Below are 18,748 nucleotides of genomic sequence, written 5' to 3'. Positions count from 1 at the left end.
GTTTTCAGAATATCAAAACCCGAGGAGTTCGCCGATGAAACTGGACGTGCTCTACGAAGTCGACGTCCCGCGCCCCTGGCACGGCGAACACCCGTACGGCCAGCGCCGCGAGGAGCAGCGCGCCTACCGCGAGGCGGTCGAGCAGATCAGGCTGGCCGACCGCGTGGGCTTCAACACCGTCTGGGCCGTCGAGCACCACTTCCGCGAGGGCCGCTCGCACATGCCGTCCTCCGAGGTGTTCCTCGGCCACCTCGCCGGGATCACCGAGCAGATCCGCATGGGCTTCGGCGTCACGCTGACGCCGTTCGGCTTCACGCCCCCGCAGCGCATCGCGGAGAAGGTCGCCACCGTCGACATCCTGTCCAACGGGCGCGTCGAGTGGGGCACGGGCCGCTCGACGCCGATGGAGCAGACCGCGTTCGGCGTCGACATCGCCACGTCCCGCGACGACTGGCGCGAGGCCATTGAGATCGTCTGCGGCATGTGGCGCGAGGAGCACTTCGAGTACCAGTCCGAGCGCTTCACGTTCCCGCGCCGCATGGTGACCCCGAAGCCGTTCCAGGACCCGCACCCGCCGGTGTGGATGGCCGCGACGTCGCAGGGCTCCGCCGAGGTCGCCGGGTCGAACGGCCTGGGCATGCTGTCGTTCTCGATCATGCAGCCGCTCGAGGTGATGGCCGCCCAGGTCGCGGCGTACCGCGCCGCCGCCGCGAACGCGACGCCGCTGACCGACGTGACGACCGACAAGGTCGCGGCCTACACGCTTGTGCACACCACCGGTTCCAAAAAGGTGTCGCAGAAGGTCTGGGACTCGGTCGCCTGGTGGTACAAGAACCTCGCGATGTTCACGCTCGAGTGGGAGCTGCCGCACCTGACGCCCGAGGAGCGGGACCGGACCTTCCCGCTCCTCAAGCCGCTGTTCGAGGGCGAGGTCCCGGTCGAGACGTTCGACGCCGCCGACATGATCGTCATCGGCGACGTCGAGACCTGCATAGAGAAGATGAAGCGCTACGCGGACCTCGGCGTCGACGAACTCATCTGCTACGTCCAGTGGGGCTTCCTGGACCACCAGGACATCCTGAAAACGATCGAGATCCTCGGCAAGGAAGTCATCCCGGAACTGGACAAGTACACCCCGAAGCCGCAGTCCGCACCGGCCTGAGGGGCGTCCGGCCGAGACCTGCCCGACACTGACGCGCGTCAACCCGTCGCGGATTCGGAGCCCCGGGCGCGGAGGTGGTTTGCTTGGTGGCCATCAGTTGTCCGAGTACGAGGAGTGGTCATGGGGCAGGTCAACGCCGATGCGTCGCGCGATGTCGCGGGAGAGCCGGACGCGGTGTTCGCGGCGCTGTCCGACTACGTCGCGACCCGCCCGAAGCTGTTGACCGAGCACTTCTCCGGCTACGAGGTCCGCGAGGGCGGCCAGGGGGCCGGAACCGTCGTCTACTGGCGCCTCCAGGCCACCGAGAAGCGCTCGCGCGAGTGCCTGTTCGACGTCACGCAGCCGGCCGACCGCACGCTCGTCGAGACCGACCGCAACTCCACGATGGTCACCACGTGGACGGTCGTCTCGTCGGGTCCCGGGCGCAGCCGCGTCAACGTCAACACCCGCTGGCAGGGCGCGGGCGGCGTCGGCGGCTTCTTCGAGAAGCTGTTCGCGCCGTCCGGGCTGCGGAAGATCTACGACGGCGTGCTCGTGAAGCTCGACGAGACCGCCTGACCGGTGCCGGAGACGGAAGAGGCCGGGCCCCAGGGCCCGGCCTCGGTCGTTTCCGGCGGCTACGAGTCGTCAGCCGTCGGACGTCCCGGACGTCACGCCACGAGCCACCCCGCCGCCGTCCCCGCGCTGACCGCGGACACGATGCCGAACAGGCCCACCCACGCCGCGCCGGGGATGCGCGTCAGCGTCGCGAGCTGGTCCGCGTCCGACCACTGCGCCTGGCGCCGGCGGCGCATCTGCTGGAGCTCGACGACCGGCCGGATGCCGGCCGCGAGCAGGAACCACACCAGCAGGTAGGCGAATCCGGCCTGCACGTCCGGCTTGGCCAGCCACGACACCGCGAACACCACGCCGCCGACGAGGACGAGCGCGAACGCGCCGTACAGGTTGCGGATCATGGTCAGCATCAGCGCGAGCCACAGCAGCGTGATCCACAGCGTCATCGTGATGTGCCCGTTCGCGAGCAGCGCCGCGCCGCCCGCGCCGAGCAGCGACGGGGTGACGTACCCCGCGAACGCCGTGAGCACCATGCCGAGCCCGGTCGGCTTGCCGACCGAGACGGTCACACCGGACGTGTCCGAGTGCAGCCGTATGCCGGTCAGCCGGCGCCCCGTCGCGAGCGCGGCAAGCGCGTGCCCGCCCTCGTGCGCGATCGTCACCACGGTGCGCAGCGGCCGCCACACCGGCCGGTAGAGCACCGCGAGCACGGCCGCCAGGCCCGTCGCGAGGATCAGCCAGCGCGGCGGATCGGGCTGGGTTCCCGTCACCCGGTCCCACAGTTCTTGCAGCGACACCGTCTCCACGCCCGCTCCGACCTCCCGCCGCGCGCACCGGGCGCATCCTGCACACCCGTGATAATTGACCTTGCCAAGTATTCGTAGTACTCAGGCGTCATGACGACGCACCCCGACGACGAGTTCCACCCGCCGACCAGCGACGACCCGTACTGGACGGAGACGTGCTGGTTCACGTTCACGGTTCCCGAGCGCAAATTGTCGGGCCAGCTGTACCCCTTCTTCAGGCCGAACCAGAAAGTCGCCGCCGGCGGGGCCTACTTCTGGGACGACACGGGCCGCCACATGCACGACTGCCTGTACGCCAAGAACTTCTGGCACCTCCCGCTCCCCGACCAGCCCCTCAGCGACATCCAGCTGCCCAACGGCATCAGCTACCGCTGCCTGGAGCCGCAGAAGGTGTACGAGGTCAAGTACGCCGACCCGGACGGCGGCGACGAGATCTCCGTCGACCTGACCTTCACCGGCGTGCTGCCGCCCCACTACCTCGGCGACAAGCACGTTGACCAGCCCGGCCGCTACACCGGCGAGATCGTGCTGCGCGGCGAGGTGATCCCCGTCGACGCGTACGGCTTCCGCGACCGCTCGTGGGGCGTGCGCTCGCAGTTCGGCCAGGGCCTGATGACCTCGCCGGCCAAGCGCGGAGGCTACAGCTACGCGACCGCGTCCGAGAACGACGCCTTCCACGCCATCACGATGGACTTCGGCACCGGATGCGTGGCGATCCACGGGTACGTGCTGCGCGACGGCGTGTGGTCGAAGCTCGCCAAGGGCCGCCGCGAGGTCGTCGAACGGGACGACGTCAGCGGCTGGGCGACACGTGTCGTCCTGGAGGGCGTCGACGAGCTCGGCCGCGAGCTGCACGCCGAGGGGCGCATGGAGAACCGGCTCGGCTTCTTCCTCAACCCGAACCTGTTCACCGTCAACTGCCTGGCGGAGTGGACCTTCGACGGCGTGACCGCCTACGGCGAGGACCACGAGAACTTCTCGGCCGCCGAAATGCGGCGCTTCAGCCGGGAGTTCCGCGGCGAGAAGGCCTGACGACGCGGTCCGGCCGGCGGCGGAGGCCGGCTGGCGGCGCGGACATGTCCCGATATCGTGGGACCTGTGAGCACCAAGCCGAGACCCGCGCCGCTTGCCGGACGCCTCGGCCGCGGGCCCGACTCCCCGTACACCGCCGCCTGGGTGTGGTGGGCGCCGTACGCCGTCATCGTGCTGGACGTGGTGTGCGAGATCCTGCTGCCGCGCAGCTGGGCCTCCGGCTTCGTGCTCGTCGCCGTCCCCGTGCTCGCCGCCATCACCCGGCCGGCGCGGCTCGTCGCCGCGCTCACGCTCGTCGCCGTCGGGCTCCAGCTGCTGTTCGCCTGGCGCTTCGACCACCTGTCCGAGGTCCACCACGTCGGCATATACGTCGCCACCGGCATCGTCGGCGTGATCAGCGTCGAGCTGTCCGTGCAGCGCGAACGCGACGCGCGGCAGCTCGTCCAGGCCCGCTCGGTCGGCGAGGCCGTGCAGTTGATGCTGCTGCGCCCGATCCCGGCCGCGCTGGGCCCGGTCCGCGCCGCCGGCTACTACCAGGCCGCGGACACGCGGGCGCAGGTCGGCGGCGACCTGTACGACCTGTGCGCGACCCCGTACGGCGTCCGCGTGCTCGTCGGCGACGTGCGCGGCAAGGGCCTGGCGGCCATCCAGCACGTCGGCACCGTGCTCGGCAGCTTCCGCGACGCGGCCCACGAGATCCCCGACCTCGCCGAGCTCACCGACCGCATGGAGCGCCGCCTCGCGCGCGAGGCGGCCGACGCGGGCGACGCCGAGCTGTTCGTCACCGCGCTCTTCCTGGAGTTCCCGCCCGACGCGCCCGAGGTCCGGATCGCCGACCGCGGCCACCCCTCGCCGGTCCTGGTCCGCTACGGCGGCGCGGCCAAACTGCCCACCCGTCCCGGCGTGCCGCTCGGACTCGGCGCGCTGGGCGGCGCCCCGACGGAGGTCACCCGGCACCCGCTCGCGCCCGGCGAGGTGCTGGTCGCGCACACCGACGGGGTCAGCGAGGCGCGCGGCACCGACGGCGAGTTCTATCCGCTCGCCGACCGGCTGGCCGCGCACTTCGGCGGGTGCGACGTGCTCGACCCCGGCGCCGTCGCCGGCTTCGTGCGCGAGGACCTGGCGGAGTACGCCGTCGGCACGCCCGACGACGTGGCCGTGATCGCGCTGGCCCGCGCCGACTGATCCGGCGCGGGCCACCCGCGTCCCGGCGGGTCTCAGCGGGCGAACGCCGCGCGCAGCGCCGCGTACGACCCCTCGACCGCCTCGGCGCAGCCCGGCACGAAGTCCGCGAAGCTGACGAACCCGTGGCACATCGTGGGGGCGTCGTCGAGCGTCGTCGGCACGCCGGCCGCGGTCAGCTGCGCGGCGTACGCGACGCCCTCGTCGTGCAGCGGGTCGTGCCCCGCGACGACGACGTGCGCGGGCGCGAGGCCGGTGTGGTTTTCGGCCAGCGCGACCGCGCCGTACGGGACGAACCGCTCCCGCGGCGTCCGCGAGAAGTACATGTCCTCGAACCACGCGATGGCGTCCGGCGGCAGCAGCGGGTCGGCCTGGTTCGCCTTCTGCGAGTCGGTGCCGACCAGGCCGGTCGCCGGGTACCACAGCAGCTGGAAGGTCGGCTGCGCCGTGCCTCGGTCGCGGGCCATCAGGCACAGGCCGGCGGACAGCGAGGCGCCCGCGCTGTCGCCGCCCACCGCGACACGGGAAGGGTCGCCGCCCAGCTCGGCGGCGTTCTCGCGGACCCACAGGTAGGCCGCGTAGCAGTCCTCGTACGCGGCCGGGAACTGGTGCTCGGGTGCGAGCCGGTACTCCACGGACACGACGACGCAGCCGACCTGCTCGGCCAGCTTGCGGGTCACGCCGTCGTGCGACTCGATGTCGCCGATGCAGAAGCCGCCGCCGTGGAAATAGACGAGCACGGGCAGGCCGACCTCGTCGCTCGGCCAGTAGACGCGCGCCGGAAGGTCGGGGGCGCCGTCGGGGCCGGGGATCGTGCGGTCCTCGACGCGCGGCAGCGGCGTCGTCATCGGGCGCACCGAGAGCCGGCGCCGCATCTCCGCGCGGAACTCGACGGGATCGCCGGCGTACGCCATCGGCGGCGCGAGCGTGAGGAACGCGCTGAGCTGGGCGTCCATAGGCGGCAGCGACATGGTCTCTCCCCGGGGTCCGGCGGTACCGCGATCGTGGCACTCGGTGTCATTCGTGCGGCACTGTACGGCGCGCCCCCTGCAAGGTGAAGCCCCGCGGCGGGATCCTTGAGGGAGTGGACGGGGAACGAGACTCCGACGAGGGGGTACGCGTGGACCACCCGACCAGCGGAACCGGAACCGGCACAGGCGTCGGAACCGGCACCGGCACGTCGACCGAGACGCCCGCCCGACCTGCGGACGGGGGCATCGGCACCACCCCGCCGCGCCCCGACGGCATCCTCAAGGTCAAGGGTGCCTTCGCGTACGCCTCCGACCTGTGGGCCGACGACATGCTGTGGGGCGCCACACTGCGCAGCCCGCACCCGCGCGCCCGCATCACCGCCGTCGACATCGGCGAAGCGCTGGCGCTGCCCGGCGTGTTCGCGGTGCTGACCCACGAGGACGTCCCCGGGCAGAACCTGTACGGCCTGGAGACCGCCGACACCCCCGTCCTCGCCGAGGGCGAGGTGCGCTTCCACGGCGAACCGGTCGCGGTCGTCGCCGCCGACCACCCGGAGACCGCGCGCCGCGCCGCCGCGCGCATCAAGGTCACCTACGAGCCGCTGACCCCCGTGGTGACCGAGGAACAGGCGCTCGGACCCGGCGCGCCGACGCTCAACCCGCACTTCCCCGGCAACGTGGTCGCCCGCCAGCCGGTGCGGCGCGGTGACCCCGACACCGCGCGCGCCGACGTGGTCGTGCGCGGCCACTACGTGATCGGCATGCAGGACCAGGCGCCCCTCGGCCCCGAGGCGGCGCTCGCCGTGCCCGCCGAGGACGGCGGCGTCGACCTGTACGTGGCGACGCAGTATTTGCACATCGACCGTGCGCAGCTGGCCCCGGTCCTGGGGCTGCCCGAGGAGAAGGTCCGGCTGACCCTCGGCGGGGTCGGCGGCGCGTTCGGCGCGCGCGAGGACATCACCCTCCAGGCGCACGTGTGCCTGCTGGCACTGCACACCGGCAAGCCGGTGAAGATGATCTACGGGCGCGAGGAGTCGTTCCTCGGGCACGTGCACCGGCACCCGGCGACGCTCGACTACGAGCACGGCGCGAACCGCGACGGGAAGCTCGTCTACGTCAAGGCGCGCATCGTCCTCGACGGCGGCGCCTACGCGTCCACCACCTCTGCGGTGGTCGGCAACGCGGCCGGCCTGGGCATCGGCCCGTACTACGTCCCGAACGTCGCGCTAGAGGCGATCGGCATGGTGACCAACAACCCGCCGTGCGGCGCGATGCGCGGCTTCGGCGCGGTGCAGGCGTGCTTCGCGTACGAGAGCCAGATGGACCGGGTGGCCGCCGAACTCGGGCTGCACCCTGTCGAGTTCCGGCAGCGCAACGCGCTCGCGCAGGGAGGGGTGACGGCGATCGGGCAGGTGCTGGACGCGCCCGCGCCGGTCGCCGAGCTGCTCGGCATGGTGCGCGCGCTGCCGCTTCCCGCGGAGCCCACCGACCAGCGCGAACTGCCCGGCGGCTACTCGTACTCGACGCGCGGCGAGGGCGTGCGGCGCGGCGTGGGCTACTCGGTGGGCGTGAAGAACGTGGCGTTCTCGCAGGGCTTCGACGACTACTCGACCGCCCGGGTGCGCCTGGAGGTGGTCGCGGGGGAGCCGGTCGCCACAGTGCACACCGCGGCCGCCGAGGTCGGGCAGGGCGGGGTGACCGTGTGGTCGCAGATCACCCGCACCGAGCTGGGCGTGGACCGGGTCGTGCTGCATCCGGCGGACACGCGGGTGGGCTCGGCCGGGTCGACGTCGGCGTCGCGGCAGACGTACGTCAGCGGCGGCGCGGTGCGCGACGCGTGCCGCCTGGTGCGGGACGAGGTGCTGCGCCGGGCCGGACGGTCGGGCGACTGCCTGCTGTCCGGCGGAAAGATCGTCGGCGCGGACGGCCGCGTGCTCGACGACCTCGCGCGGGTGCTGGGCGACACGCCGGTGGAGCACACCGCCGAGTACCGGCACCGGAAGACCGCCGTGCTCGACCCGGTGACGGGGCAGGGCGACGCGTTCGTGCAGTACACGTTCTGTGCGCACCGCGCGGTGGTCGACGTCGACACCGAGCTGGGGATCGTGAAGGTGGTGGAGCTGGCCGCCGCGCAGGACGTCGGGCGGGCGATGAACCCGCAGGCGGTGGTCGGGCAGATCCAGGGCGGCGGGGCCCAGGGTATCGGCCTGGCGTTGACGGAGGAGATCGTGGTGCGCGACGGGCTGGTGGTGAACGGCTCGTTCACCGACTACCTGATCCCGACGATCGCCGACGCGCCCGCGATGCCGGTGCAGATCCTCGAGCTGCCGGACCCGAACGCGCCGTACGGCGTGCGCGGGGTGGGCGAGGCGCCCACGGTCTCGTCGACGCCGGCGGTGGTCGCGGCGATCCGCGCGGCGACGGGGCGGGCGGTGGACCGGATCCCGATCCGCCCGGAGGACCTTCTGTAGATGTCCCGGTTTGTCCTGGGAAGCCCAGGCGTGCCGGTCAAAATTCCATCGATGCTGACTTATTCTGGTCGATTGTGACCAATCAGCACACGCATGACCATCACGGCTCCGATCATCTGCACTATCGGGACGAACCCGATATCCGGGACAAGGGCCTGAGTCACAACGCGATCGGCCTGGTCGGCAGCGTGGTGGTCGCGATCTCGACGGTGGCCCCCGTCTACACGCTCACCGGCGCGCTCGGCCCGACCGTCCGCGAGGTCGGCCTGCACCTGCCGGCGGTCTTCCTCATCGGCTTCATCCCGATGCTGCTGGTCGCGTTCGCGTACCGCGAGCTGAACAAGGTCGTTCCCGACGCGGGCACGTCGTTCACCTGGACGGTCAAGGCGTTCGGCCCCCGGGTCGGCTGGATGACCGGGTGGGGACTGGTGATGGCCACCATCATCGTGCTGTCCAACCTGGCCGGCATCGGCACGTCGTTCTTCTACCTGACGCTCGGCAAGCTCGCCGGCAGCGACTGGGTCGCGTCGTGGGACCACAACAAGGCGATCCACATCCCGACCACCATGGTCTTCATCGCCGCCGCGACGGCGATCAGCTACCGCGGCATGACGGTCACCAAGCGCGTGCAGTACTTCCTCGTCATCCTCCAGTTGTCGGTGCTCGCGCTGTTCATCGTCATGGCGGTCACCAAGGCGCAGGCCGGTGACTTCGACACGTCGCTGTCCTTCTCGGCCGGCTGGCTCAACCCGTTCGGCATCGACAACTTCGCGGCGCTCACCGCCGGCCTGTCACTGTCGATCTTCATGTACTGGGGCTGGGACACCGCCCTGACCATGAACGAGGAGACCGCGGGCGGCCGCAACGTGCCGGGCCGGGCCGCGATGCTCACGCTGCTGGTCGTCGTGACCGCGTACCTGCTGACCGGCATCGCCACGCTCATGGTCGCGGGCGTCGGCGACACCGGGCTCGGCCTCAACACCGACAACGAGAACATCTTCGCCAAGCTCGCCGACCCGGTCATGGGCTCCGGGCTCGGCACGATGCTCTACGTCGCGGTGCTGGCCAGCTCGGTCGCGAGCCTGCAGACCACCTTCATCCCGGTCGCCCGCACCGCGCTCGCGATGGCCACCTACGAGGCGCTGCCACCCGCGTTCGCCCGCGTGCACCCGAAGTACCGGACCCCGGGCTACGCGACGATCGTCGCGGGCGTCGTCACCGGCGTTTTCTACACCGTGATGACGCTGGTCAGCACGTCGGTGCTGCAGGACACCATCGCCGCGCTCGGCCTCATGATCTGCTTCTACTACGCGCTGACCGCGTTCTCCAGCGTCCGCTACTTCCGCCACGACCTGCTGCGCGACCCCCGGGACTTCCTCATCAAGGGCCTCATGCCGCTGGCCGGCGGACTCATGCTCGGCGCGATCTTCGTCAAGACACTCGTGGACGCGTGGAGCCCGGGCTACGGCAGCGGCAGCTCGGTGCTCGGCGTCGGCAGCGTGTTCGTCATCGGCGTCGGCGTCCTGGTCATCGGTGTCGTGGTCATGGAGGTCATCCGGGGCCGCAACCCGCGCTTCTTCCGCGGTGAGGTCCTCAAGGTCGACACGCCCGTGCTGGTGCCCGACGAGGGCTGACCTCCCGCCCCGGACGCCGGAGCGCGGGCCCGGATACCCGGGGCCCGCGCGGCGTGCCGTCAGCGGTTCTGGATGGCGTCCATCGCCACCGCCACGCAGATCCCGAAGCGGCGGTCCATCGTCGGGTCGGTGAACGTCACGAAGTACTGGTCGCGCAGCTTCATCTGCCGCTCGACGTGCAGCACCGGAGCCTTGGTGTCGTCGCCGACGAAGTCGAAGTGGTAGGTCGGCGCCGGCAGGAAGTCGCCCACCACCGGGATGAACCCCCACAGCCGCCGCAGGATCGCGCCGAACAGGCTGCGCTCCTGCCCGGTCGCCCGCTCGGCGCCCGGCCGCTCCAGGTGCCACGTCGAACGGATCAGCGACTTCTTGAAGTTCTTCGAGAACACCCCGAGCGGCGTGCCGTCCACGGCGGTGACGTCGTGCTGTGCGCGCACGTCCAGCACCTGCCGGGCCTTGAAGCGGGCCAGCTCGAACTGCTTGCTCTCGTCCGTGTAGAGGACGACCTCTTCCTTGAGCTTGCCGCGCTTCTGCTGCGCGTATCCGACGACCGCGCCGTGCGAGCCGTCGGGGTTCACCAGGTGCACCACGTACTGGTTGACGATCAGCCGGAAGTTCTGCCGGATGATCAGCTGCGACTGTCCCTGAAGCAGGGCTATGTCCATGAGGGTTTTGCCTCCAAGGCAAGAAAATTGCCACGTGTGGTGCGGCTGGCTAGCGTGATGCTATGCCCGAATCCCCCGGCCTCGGCAAACGCCTGAAGTCGGCCCGACTCGCGCTGGGGCTGACGCTCGACGAGGCCGCGGACGCGAGCGGCCTGTCCGTCCCGTACCTGTCCCGGCTCGAGAACGCGCAGCGCCAGCCGTCGCTGCCCGCCCTCCTGACCCTGGCCCGCGTCTACGCCACCGCGGTCTCCGTCCTGCTCGGCGAGAGCGCGGCCGGCGACGAGCCGGTCGTCCGCGCCAAGCAGGCCGAGCCCTTCCAGGCGCACGGCTGGACGTACTGGCGGGCCGGCAGCCCGCGGCGCGGCATGCAGGCGCTGCGCGTCCGCGTCCCACCCGGACGCGCGCGGGGCCCGGCGCGCGTCCACCCCGGGGAGGAGTGGCTGTACGTCACGGCCGGCCAGCTGCGGCTGACCCTCGGCGACACCGTCCGGATGCTGGCGCCCGGCGACGTCGCGCACTTCGACTCGGCGATGCCGCACGTCATGGAGTCCGCCGACGAGCACACGCCCGTCGAGTTCCTCATGGTGCACGCGGCGCCCGCGATGGTCGGACTCACCGCCTGCCTGCCCCCCGCCACGCACTGACCCACCGACCCCGCCGCACCCCCTCCTGCGCTCCGACCGAAAGGACGCGTGTCCCATGGCGCTGCCCGAAAACGAGAAGAGCCGCGAGAACGGCATGTGGATCCGGCTGTCGATCTACGTGCTCGGCTTCGCGGTGATCTTCGGCACCCTGATGATCGTCGCGGCCGCCAACCGCTGACCGGCACCCCCGAACCGACCGCGCGCACGGACTGATCCCACCGTGCGCGCGGTCCTCAGCGCGACGGCGACGTACGGGCCTGCACGACGTCCCGCGGCGGCTCCCCGACGCGCGCCCCCAGCCACTCCAGCGCCGCCGGGATGCCGGCCGACCAGGTGTGGAAGTTGTGCCCGCCCGACTGCGCGACCACCGTCGTCACCTCGTTCGGCGCCCGGAACTTCAGCGCGAACTTCTGCATGTCCCGCACCGCGTGCCCCTCGCCGCGCGCCGCGAACAGGTACATCCGCAGCGGCCGTTCACGCGGCCGGTCGATCGTCACGATCGGGCTGTTGTCCTTGCGCGCCTGCTCGTCGCCCTTGTACAGGTCGCCCGTCGTCATGTCGGTGATCGCCTTGTAGTAGCCCGACAGGCTCGCGGCCGCGCCGAACCGGTCCGGGTAGCGGATGGCGAGGTTCGCGGCGCAGAAGCCGCCCGTCGAGTAGCCCATGATGCCCCAGCGCGCGGGGCGTTCCGCGGTCCGGAAGTTCGCCGCGACCGCGTCCGGCACGTCCTCCCCGAGGTAGGTCGCGGCGCGCGCGCCGTCCACCGCGTCCACGCACTCGCTGTCCCGCCCCTGCACCGGGTTCTGCTCCGGCAGCACCGCGATGACCGGAGGCACCCGGCCCGAGCCCATCAGCCCGGCGAGGATCCGCTCTATCCGCATGCGCCGCACCCACGTGCTCGGCGTGCCCGGGTAGCCGGACTGCAACTGGATCACCGGGAACCGCTCGTCCGCCCGCGCCGGGTCGAAGTACGCGGCGGGCAGGTACACGTGCGCCGGCAGCGAGTGCCGGGACCTCGCGCCGGTCACCGTCGTCGACACCAGGACGCCGTGCCGGGTGTCGAGCCTCTTGTGCGCCGAGAGCCAGCCGGGGACCCCCGGCCCGGGTGTCGCCGCGTCGGCGCGCAGCCGGTCCGGGCCGTCGACGTGCGGCACGTGCAGCTTGGGCCCCGGCGGCCCGTCGGCGATCGACAGGACGTCCGAGACCGTGCTGTAGAAGTACATCTGGCTGTTGACCGCGGCCAGGATCGTCAGCGTGACCATCAGCTGCGTCACGATCAGCGCGGTGACCCGGCGGGTCCTCTTGAGCCGCCTGCGGTGCCAGGTCAGCACGGTCGCGACGGCGGCCCCCACCGTCGCCAGCGCCATGCCCAGTACGAACCACCAGCTTGTGATGTCCATGTCCCATGCCGGTCGAGCGGCCAGCCCGTAGCCCATCGACCTTCCCTTCCGATCAAGCGAAGGGACCGGCCTGCACCACCGTCCCCCTCATCCCCGTTGTGTGAGGCTCGCTCCATCCTCGGCCGGAACCGGATCGCGGTCATCGGCCGAGGGTCGTGGCCTCCTCTCACCATTTGGGCGTAGGCAAGGCGGCTTTGTCGTCGGGGAAATCCACTGTCTTCGGGCCGCAGCCCTCCCCGATACTCATGTCCGGACCCGACCCCACCCGGACCGGAAGCCGAACCCGGGGACCCGGGAGCGTCGGCGCCGCCTCACCACGCGAAAGGCCTACGGTCGTGACTCAGGACACCGGAGCGACGCTGCTGCTAGGTGTGGTCGGCTCGACCGCGTACGGGCTGGCCGGCGAGGGCTCCGACGAGGACCGGCTCGGCGTCTACCTCGCGCCGCCCGCCGACGTGCTCGGGCTGCGCGGGCCCTCGGTGCTGACCGGTTCGCGCGTCACCACCGACCCCGACGTCACCGTGCACGAGCTGTACAAGTTCACGACCCTCGCCCTGAAGGGCAATCCGACGGTCAGCGAACTGCTGTGGCTCGACGGCTACGTCGTGGAGACCGAGGGCGGCCGCGCGCTGCGCGAGGTCCGGGAGGCGTTCCTGTCGACGGCGGCGGTGCGCGGCGCGTACGGCGGCTACGCCCTGCAGCAGTCCCGCAAGCTGCTGTCCCGGCACGGGGCGGGGCAGCGCGGCTTCTCGTCCGACCTGGCCAAGCGCACCGCCAAGCACGGCCGGCACTGCCTGCGGCTGCTGCGCCAGGCGCGCGGCCTGCTCGCGACCGGTCACCTGGCGATCGACATGTCCGCGCAGCGCGAGGAGCTGTTCGCGGCCGGCGAGCTGGCCGCGTCCGACCCGGAAGCGTTCGCGGCACTGTTCGAGAGCGAGTTCGCCGCGCTCGAGACGGTGGACTCGGTGCTGCCCGAGCACCCCGACCACGCGCGCGTCGAACGCGTGGTCGTCGAGCTGCGCCTGGCCTCGATGCGCTGACTACGGCTCGGTAGCATCTTGACCACGTCAAGCTGAGCCGAGGGAGCCGCCGTGTCCTTGTTCACCTCGCCCGAGGACGCGCGCGCCCGGCTCGCGGCCGGCGACTACCTGGCCGACGCGCACATCGCGACCACCGTCTTCCTCGCCGACGCCCTCGGCAAGCCGCTGCTCGTCGAGGGCCCGGCCGGGGTCGGCAAGACCGAGCTCGCCAAGGCGGTCGCCGCGGCCACCGGCGCCGACCTGGTGCGCCTGCAGTGCTACGAGGGCCTCGACGAGGGCCGCGCGCTGTACGAGTGGAACTACCGCAAGCAGCTGCTGCGCATCCAGGCCACCCCCGAGGGCCAGGACTGGAACGCGACCCACGACGACATCTTCAGCGACGAGTTCCTGCTCGCCCGGCCGCTGCTGACCGCGATCCGGCGCACCGAGCCGACGGTGCTGCTGATCGACGAGACCGACAAGACCGACGTCGAGGTCGAGGGCCTGCTCCTGGAGGTGCTGTCGGACTTCCAGGTCACCATCCCCGAGCTGGGCACCGTCACCGCGGCGCGCCGTCCGTTCGTCGTGCTCACCTCGAACGCGACGCGCGAGCTGTCCGAGGCGCTCAAGCGCCGCTGCCTGTACCTCTACCTCGACTACCCGACGCCCGAGCGGGAGCGCGACATCGTGCTCGCCCAGGTGCCGGGCATCACCGACGCGCTCGCCGAGCAGCTGGTGCGGACCGTGGCGACGCTGCGCGCGCTGGACCTGAAGAAGTCGCCGTCGATCGCCGAGACGCTGGACTGGGCGCGCACGCTGCTCGCGCTGGAGGCGGACGCGCTGGACGAGGAGGCCATCGCGCGCACCCTCGGCGTCGTCCTCAAGCACGTCTCCGACCAGAACCGCGCCGCCAAGGAACTCGGGCTGCCCACCGCAGAGTTGGGCTGACATGGCACTCCTCGAACGGCACGTCGGGTTCCTGGAGGCGCTGCGCGGCGCCGGGCTCCCGGTCTCGCTCGCGGAGGGCCTGGACGCGGCGCGCGCGCTGACCGTCCTCGACCTGGTGGACCGCGAGGCGCTGCGGGCCGCCTACGCGACGACGCTGGTGAAGCGGCCGACGCACCGCGGGACCTTCGACACGCTGTTCGACCTGTGGTTCCCGGCGGCCGTCGGGGACGGTGTCGCCACCCCGCCGGCGGGTGAACGGGCGGAGCGGCCGCTGCGGACGGGCCCGCTCACCCCCGACCCGGTCGCCGAGGCGATGCGCGAGCGATTGTTCGACCTGCTGCTCGACGGCGACGAAGCGGGCATGCGGCAGCTGGTGCGCGAGGCGGTGGCCGCGTACGGGCGCTCGCCGGCGTCGGCGCCGCGGCAGACCTGGTCGGCGTACGCGGTCGGCTCCGCGCTCGACGCCCGCACCCTGATGGCCGGGCTGCTGCGCGAAGTGCTCGCCGGACAGGACCGCGGCGGGCTCGCGGAGCGCACCGCGCGGCGCGCGCTCGAGGACCGGCTCGCGGTGCTGCAGCAGATGATCACCGCCGAGGTGCGCCGTCGGCTCGCCGAGGACGCCGGCGCCGAACGGGTCGCGAAGGTCGCGGTGCGGCCGCCCCTGGAGCACCTCGACATCCTCCGCGCGACCCGCAACGACCTGGCCGAACTGCGGCGCGCCGTCCACCCGTTGGCCCGCCGCCTGGCGACCCGGCTCGCGGTCAAGCACAAGGCCGGGCGGCGCGGGCGGCTCGACTTCCGGCGCACCGTGCGCGCGTCGCTGTCGACCGGCGGCGTGCCGGTGCGCACGTTCCACCGGCCGCGCCGGCCGCACAAGCCCGAGCTGGTCGTGCTGTGCGACGTGAGCGACTCGGTGGCGTCGTTCGCGCACTTCACGCTGCTGCTCGCCTACGCGCTGCGTGAACAGTTCACCAAGGTGCGGGTGTTCGCGTTCGTCGACAACCTCGACGAGGTGACCGGGTTCTTCGCGCCGGGCGTGGACGTCGGCGACGCGATGAAGCGCATGACGTCCGAGGCGGACATCGTGTGGGTGACCGGGCGCACCAACTACGGGCGCGCGTTCGACCTGTTCGCGGAGAAGTACCCGGACGTCGTGGGCCCGAAGACGGCGCTGCTGATCCTCGGCGACGCCCGCTCCAACTACGGGCAGCTCGCGCTCCCGACGCTCGCGAAGCTGGTCGAGGCGGCGCGCCGCGCGCACTGGCTCAACCCCGAGCCGCGGCGCGACTGGGACACCGGAGACTCGGCGGCGTCGACCTACGACCGGGTGGTCCCAATGGTGGAGTGCCGTAATCTTGCCCAACTGGCCGCGTTCGTCGAGGAGTTGGCGTAGGTGCAAGCGGGGGGCGGGATAGGCGGGCCGGGGGACGCCGCCGGCGGTTCGGCGGGACCCCGGGGCGCCGGCACCTGGGACTCGGCGTTGTCGGCCGAGGAGTTCGTGGCGATCAAGGGCGCCGGGTTCGAGCCGGTCGGGCAGGTGCTCGGCACGGCCGTCTTCCACATCGGGTACACGGGCGCCTGGAGCTGCCCGGGACCGTGGTCGGCGCCCGGCGTGACGAGCGTCCGATCCTCGTGGTCGGCGCCGTCGTTCGGGCCGATGGTCGCGACGCTGTACGAGGCGCGCAGGCTGGCGCTGGCCCGCGCGGTCGCGGAGTGCCGCGAGCTCGGCGGCGACGGGATCGTCGGGGTGAAGCTGCGGATCGGTCGGTTCCCGGCCGGGGGCGTGGAGTTCACCGCGCTGGGCACCGCGGTCCGGGCGCACTCGCGCGTCCGGCCGCGCAGACCGTTCACCTCGCACCTGAGCGGCCAGGACTTCGCCAAGCTCGTGCACAGCGGATGGGTCCCCACCGGACTCGTCCTCGGCATCGCCATCGCGACCCGGCACGACGACTGGCGCAGGTTCGGCCGGAACACCTGGCGGCTCGAGAACCAGGAGATCGACGGCTACACCTGGCTGATGAACAGCGCCCGTCGCGACGCGCGGCGGCAACTGGCCCTCGACGCCGGGAAGCACGGCGGCGACGGGGTGGTGCTGGACGAGATCGACCTGAATGTGCGCGAGAACGAGTGCCCCGCGGCAGAAGGTTCGCGCGACGTCGTCGTGGAGGCGGTCTTCGTCGGCACCTCGATCGCCGGGTTCCGCCGCTCCGAACGGGCGGCCGGGCCTGGAACACTGACCATCATGAGACTGGAGCGCGAGCGCTGACATGACCGAGCGAGCAGGGTGGGAACCGGCCGGGACGGGGGAAAGCGCGCAGCCGGCCATGGAGGGCGTCCCCGAGGACGCCATGCGGCGGCTTGCGCAGCTGCGGCCGGGGGAGAAGGGCTCGCTGTTCACGTCGGACCTGACGGTGAACGAGTTCCTGCTGGTGCGCGAGGCCGGGTTCCGGCCGCTCGGCCTGGTGCTCGGCTCCTCGGTCTACCACGTCGGCATCCAGCTCGGCCGGTGGTCGAAGAACCAGGAGCTGACGAAGCTTTCGCAGGCGATGTACCACGCGCGCGAGCTGGCGATGAGCCGCATGGAGGCCGAGGCGAGCGCCTTGGGCGCGGACGGCGTCGTCGGCGTGCGGCTGGACATCCAGTTCAAGGAGTTCGGCTCCGACATCGCCGAGTTCATCGCGGTCGGCACCGCGGTGAAGGCGGACGGCGCCGACCCGGGAGCCGGCGGCACGTGGCTCAACAACAAGGGCAGGCCCTTCACCTCGGACCTGTCCGGCCAGGACTTCTGGACCCTGATCCGTGCCGGGTACGCGCCGCTGGACATGGTCATGGGGTCGTGCGTCTACCACGTCGCGCACCAGCGCCTCGGCCAGGTGCTCAACACGGCGGGACGCAACGTCGAGATCGAGCAGTTCACCCAAGCCCTCTACGACGCACGCGAGTTGGCGATGACCCGCATGCAAGCCGAGGCGAGCGCCCTGGAGGCCGAGGGGATCGTGGCGGTGCAGCTGCGGCAGCACTCGCACACGTGGGGGTCGCACACCACCGAGTTCTTCGCGATCGGGACCGCGGTGCGCCCGCTCCGCGACGACCACGTCATCGACCGGCCGACCATGGTGCTGAGCCTCGATGCCTGACTTCGAGGTGGAGCTGCTGGCCGCGGCGTTGCGCCGGGACAGCGCGGACCTGAACCTCTACGCCACAGTGTTGTCGGCGAACCTCGCCGACTCGCTGCCGCCCGGTGCCGTGACGGTCACGCGCAGGCGTTCGCTGGCGGAGCGGCTGGCCGGCCGCGAGGGCTCGGTCGCCGAACTGGACGTCGCGCTCGGCGAGCAGCGGCTCGCGCTGCGGGTGGAGCACGGCCGGGTCGTCGGGGAGGTCTGCCACGAGGTCCGCGGCGTCGTGCTCTCGCGGCGCCAGGTGGGCCTGGACGAGTGGATCGACGTGCTGGCCCGGGCGCTGGCCGCTGCCGCGGCCTCGAACGCCCGGGCCCGCGAGGCCGTCGAACGCTTCCTGAACTGACCGCTGTTCAGGAGGCCTTCGGGCTCCAGAGCGGGTCGCGGCCGGAGAACGCCAGCAGTGCGGCGGCCGGACCGGCGGCGTCGGTGGGGACCTCGGCGGCGTACTTGCCGAACGAGTCGCGCACGAACGGGATCAGATGGTTGGCGATGTCGCCGAGGCCGTCCGCGAGTTCGTCGGAGAGCGGGAGGTCCTGGCCGGTCCCGCGGGCGATGTCCCACGCGTGCAGCCCGGCGTCCAGCGCGGCGGCCGCGGTGGCGGCGGTGGGCGGCATCGGGCCCATGGGGGTCTGCACGACCTCCTGGTCGCGGACGGCCTCCCACGCGGCCATGGCGGCGGTGAGGATGCCGTCCAGTTCCGCGTACGGGTCGGCGGCGACCGCGTCCTCGGGCTCGAACGGGTCGGACATCGGGCCGATCTGCGCGATCTGTATCAGCAGTGCCTGCTGGTCCAGCCGGGCGTGGTTGAGGACCTGGCGCACCGTCCACTCGTCGCACGGGGTGGCGCTGCCCCACGCGTCGGCGGGGACGCCGCGGACGGCGGCGCGGAGGTAGGCGTGTGCGTCGGCGAGCAGGACGAAGCCGTCGGCTGAACCCATGCGGGAACTCCTCGGTCGAAGTCGGGGACGTGCTCGGAGCCTTCAGCCTAGGCGCGGTCCCGGGCCGCCACGCGATCTTGGGCCGCCCGGTCCGGCCCCGGTGCCGCATGTGGCGGCGGTCACCCTCGAAAGTACGAAACGG

The 18,748-nt window shown here is 71.9% G+C and carries 19 protein-coding genes; 14 read left to right on the top strand and 5 right to left on the bottom strand.

Going from position 1 to position 18,748, the window contains the following annotated elements; genetic code table 11:
* The first annotated feature begins 34 nt into the window (after window positions 1-34).
* Window positions 35-1,162 (top strand): LLM class flavin-dependent oxidoreductase, encoded by a 1,128-nt coding sequence (locus QI554_RS39445; protein ID WP_281469887.1) that lies wholly within the window; start codon window positions 35-37, stop codon window positions 1,160-1,162.
* Between the two features lie 120 nt (window positions 1,163-1,282).
* Window positions 1,283-1,720, top strand: a complete 438-nt coding sequence (locus tag QI554_RS39440) for an SRPBCC family protein (protein WP_281469886.1) — start codon at window positions 1,283-1,285, stop codon at window positions 1,718-1,720.
* Between the two features lie 92 nt (window positions 1,721-1,812).
* Here the strand turns inward: QI554_RS39440 and QI554_RS39435 are convergent, their stop codons facing one another.
* On the bottom strand, window positions 1,813-2,523 hold the full coding sequence (locus tag QI554_RS39435) for a M50 family metallopeptidase (RefSeq protein WP_281469885.1): 711 nt from the start codon (window positions 2,521-2,523) through the stop codon (window positions 1,813-1,815).
* A gap of 90 nt (window positions 2,524-2,613) precedes the next feature.
* On the opposite strand from QI554_RS39435, the gene QI554_RS39430 reads away from it, so the two are divergent.
* Window positions 2,614-3,555: a DUF7064 domain-containing protein gene (locus tag QI554_RS39430; RefSeq protein WP_281469884.1), complete on the top strand. Its 942-nt coding sequence runs from the start codon at window positions 2,614-2,616 to the stop codon at window positions 3,553-3,555.
* Between the two features lie 66 nt (window positions 3,556-3,621).
* On the top strand, window positions 3,622-4,740 hold the full coding sequence (locus QI554_RS39425) for a PP2C family protein-serine/threonine phosphatase (protein WP_281469882.1): 1,119 nt from the start codon (window positions 3,622-3,624) through the stop codon (window positions 4,738-4,740).
* Window positions 4,741-4,772: 32 nt separating this feature from the next.
* Here QI554_RS39425 and QI554_RS39420 read toward each other — a convergent pair whose 3' ends face one another.
* The gene (locus QI554_RS39420) at window positions 4,773-5,708 is read right to left on the bottom strand and encodes an alpha/beta hydrolase (RefSeq protein WP_281469880.1); all 936 of its coding nucleotides are present in this window, start codon (window positions 5,706-5,708) and stop codon (window positions 4,773-4,775) included.
* Window positions 5,709-5,857: 149 nt separating this feature from the next.
* Here QI554_RS39420 and pucD point away from each other — a divergent pair, with 149 nt between their 5' ends.
* Entirely contained in the window at window positions 5,858-8,179 is a 2,322-nt protein-coding gene (gene pucD / locus QI554_RS39415; protein WP_425527969.1) for a xanthine dehydrogenase subunit D, read from the top strand.
* A gap of 116 nt (window positions 8,180-8,295) precedes the next feature.
* On the top strand, window positions 8,296-9,813 hold the full coding sequence (locus QI554_RS39410; protein ID WP_281469897.1) for an APC family permease: 1,518 nt from the start codon (window positions 8,296-8,298) through the stop codon (window positions 9,811-9,813).
* A 59-nt stretch (window positions 9,814-9,872) separates the two neighbouring features.
* On the opposite strand, the gene QI554_RS39405 is transcribed toward QI554_RS39410, so the two are convergent.
* Window positions 9,873-10,478, bottom strand: a complete 606-nt coding sequence (locus tag QI554_RS39405) for an LURP-one-related family protein (protein ID WP_281469878.1) — start codon at window positions 10,476-10,478, stop codon at window positions 9,873-9,875.
* Window positions 10,479-10,540: 62 nt separating this feature from the next.
* On the opposite strand from QI554_RS39405, the gene QI554_RS39400 reads away from it, so the two are divergent.
* Both QI554_RS39400 and QI554_RS39395 read left to right on the top strand, forming a co-directional pair.
* The gene (locus QI554_RS39400; protein WP_281469876.1) at window positions 10,541-11,122 is read left to right on the top strand and encodes a helix-turn-helix domain-containing protein; all 582 of its coding nucleotides are present in this window, start codon (window positions 10,541-10,543) and stop codon (window positions 11,120-11,122) included.
* A gap of 55 nt (window positions 11,123-11,177) precedes the next feature.
* The gene (locus QI554_RS39395; RefSeq protein WP_281469874.1) at window positions 11,178-11,300 is read left to right on the top strand and encodes a hypothetical protein; all 123 of its coding nucleotides are present in this window, start codon (window positions 11,178-11,180) and stop codon (window positions 11,298-11,300) included.
* Window positions 11,301-11,355: 55 nt separating this feature from the next.
* Here QI554_RS39395 and QI554_RS39390 read toward each other — a convergent pair whose 3' ends face one another.
* The gene (locus QI554_RS39390; RefSeq protein ID WP_281469872.1) at window positions 11,356-12,558 is read right to left on the bottom strand and encodes an alpha/beta hydrolase; all 1,203 of its coding nucleotides are present in this window, start codon (window positions 12,556-12,558) and stop codon (window positions 11,356-11,358) included.
* 299 nt (window positions 12,559-12,857) lie between these two features.
* On the opposite strand from QI554_RS39390, the gene QI554_RS39385 reads away from it, so the two are divergent.
* From QI554_RS39385 to QI554_RS39360, 6 genes are read left to right on the top strand one after another with little or no spacing between them, the layout of a single operon-like run.
* Window positions 12,858-13,562 (top strand): nucleotidyltransferase domain-containing protein, encoded by a 705-nt coding sequence (locus QI554_RS39385; protein WP_281469869.1) that lies wholly within the window; start codon window positions 12,858-12,860, stop codon window positions 13,560-13,562.
* A gap of 51 nt (window positions 13,563-13,613) precedes the next feature.
* A complete protein-coding gene (locus QI554_RS39380) occupies window positions 13,614-14,489 on the top strand; it encodes an AAA family ATPase (protein ID WP_281469868.1) in 876 nt (291 codons plus the stop codon).
* A gap of 1 nt (window position 14,490) precedes the next feature.
* Window positions 14,491-15,882, top strand: coding sequence for a vWA domain-containing protein (locus tag QI554_RS39375; protein ID WP_281469865.1), 1,392 nt, complete (start codon window positions 14,491-14,493; stop codon window positions 15,880-15,882).
* Entirely contained in the window at window positions 15,883-16,755 is an 873-nt protein-coding gene (locus QI554_RS39370) for a heavy metal-binding domain-containing protein (protein WP_281469864.1), read from the top strand.
* A 1-nt stretch (window position 16,756) separates the two neighbouring features.
* Window positions 16,757-17,626, top strand: coding sequence for a heavy metal-binding domain-containing protein (locus QI554_RS39365; protein ID WP_281469862.1), 870 nt, complete (start codon window positions 16,757-16,759; stop codon window positions 17,624-17,626).
* On the top strand, window positions 17,619-18,011 hold the full coding sequence (locus tag QI554_RS39360) for a hypothetical protein (RefSeq protein WP_281469860.1): 393 nt from the start codon (window positions 17,619-17,621) through the stop codon (window positions 18,009-18,011). Before QI554_RS39365 ends, QI554_RS39360 begins: the two co-directional genes overlap by 8 nt.
* A 7-nt stretch (window positions 18,012-18,018) precedes the next feature.
* Here the strand turns inward: QI554_RS39360 and QI554_RS39355 are convergent, their stop codons facing one another.
* Entirely contained in the window at window positions 18,019-18,606 is a 588-nt protein-coding gene (locus tag QI554_RS39355) for a TIGR03086 family metal-binding protein (RefSeq protein ID WP_281469858.1), read from the bottom strand.
* Between the last annotated feature and the right edge of the window lie 142 nt (window positions 18,607-18,748).

Source organism: Yinghuangia seranimata (genome assembly GCF_029953285.1).
Lineage (GTDB): Bacteria > Actinomycetota > Actinomycetes > Streptomycetales > Streptomycetaceae > Yinghuangia > Yinghuangia seranimata.
Note: the sequence above shows the minus strand (reverse complement) of the source record. Positions and strands in the feature narration are given on the sequence as shown.

What these genes read in the sequence shown, in the direction of transcription:
- QI554_RS39445 (WP_281469887.1), top strand. Translation starts at nt 35, where the DNA reads ATGAAACTGGACGTGCTCTACGAAGTCGACGTCCCGCGCCCCTGGCAC.
- QI554_RS39440 (WP_281469886.1), top strand. Translation starts at nt 1,283, where the DNA reads ATGGGGCAGGTCAACGCCGATGCGTCGCGCGATGTCGCGGGAGAGCCG.
- QI554_RS39430 (WP_281469884.1), top strand. Translation starts at nt 2,614, where the DNA reads ATGACGACGCACCCCGACGACGAGTTCCACCCGCCGACCAGCGACGAC.
- QI554_RS39420 (WP_281469880.1), bottom strand. Translation starts at nt 5,708, where the DNA reads ATGTCGCTGCCGCCTATGGACGCCCAGCTCAGCGCGTTCCTCACGCTC.
- QI554_RS39405 (WP_281469878.1), bottom strand. Translation starts at nt 10,478, where the DNA reads ATGGACATAGCCCTGCTTCAGGGACAGTCGCAGCTGATCATCCGGCAG.
- QI554_RS39400 (WP_281469876.1), top strand. Translation starts at nt 10,541, where the DNA reads ATGCCCGAATCCCCCGGCCTCGGCAAACGCCTGAAGTCGGCCCGACTC.
- QI554_RS39395 (WP_281469874.1), top strand. Translation starts at nt 11,178, where the DNA reads ATGGCGCTGCCCGAAAACGAGAAGAGCCGCGAGAACGGCATGTGGATC.
- QI554_RS39390 (WP_281469872.1), bottom strand. Translation starts at nt 12,558, where the DNA reads ATGGGCTACGGGCTGGCCGCTCGACCGGCATGGGACATGGACATCACA.
- QI554_RS39375 (WP_281469865.1), top strand. Translation starts at nt 14,491, where the DNA reads ATGGCACTCCTCGAACGGCACGTCGGGTTCCTGGAGGCGCTGCGCGGC.
- QI554_RS39365 (WP_281469862.1), top strand. Translation starts at nt 16,757, where the DNA reads ATGACCGAGCGAGCAGGGTGGGAACCGGCCGGGACGGGGGAAAGCGCG.
- QI554_RS39360 (WP_281469860.1), top strand. Translation starts at nt 17,619, where the DNA reads ATGCCTGACTTCGAGGTGGAGCTGCTGGCCGCGGCGTTGCGCCGGGAC.
- QI554_RS39355 (WP_281469858.1), bottom strand. Translation starts at nt 18,606, where the DNA reads ATGGGTTCAGCCGACGGCTTCGTCCTGCTCGCCGACGCACACGCCTAC.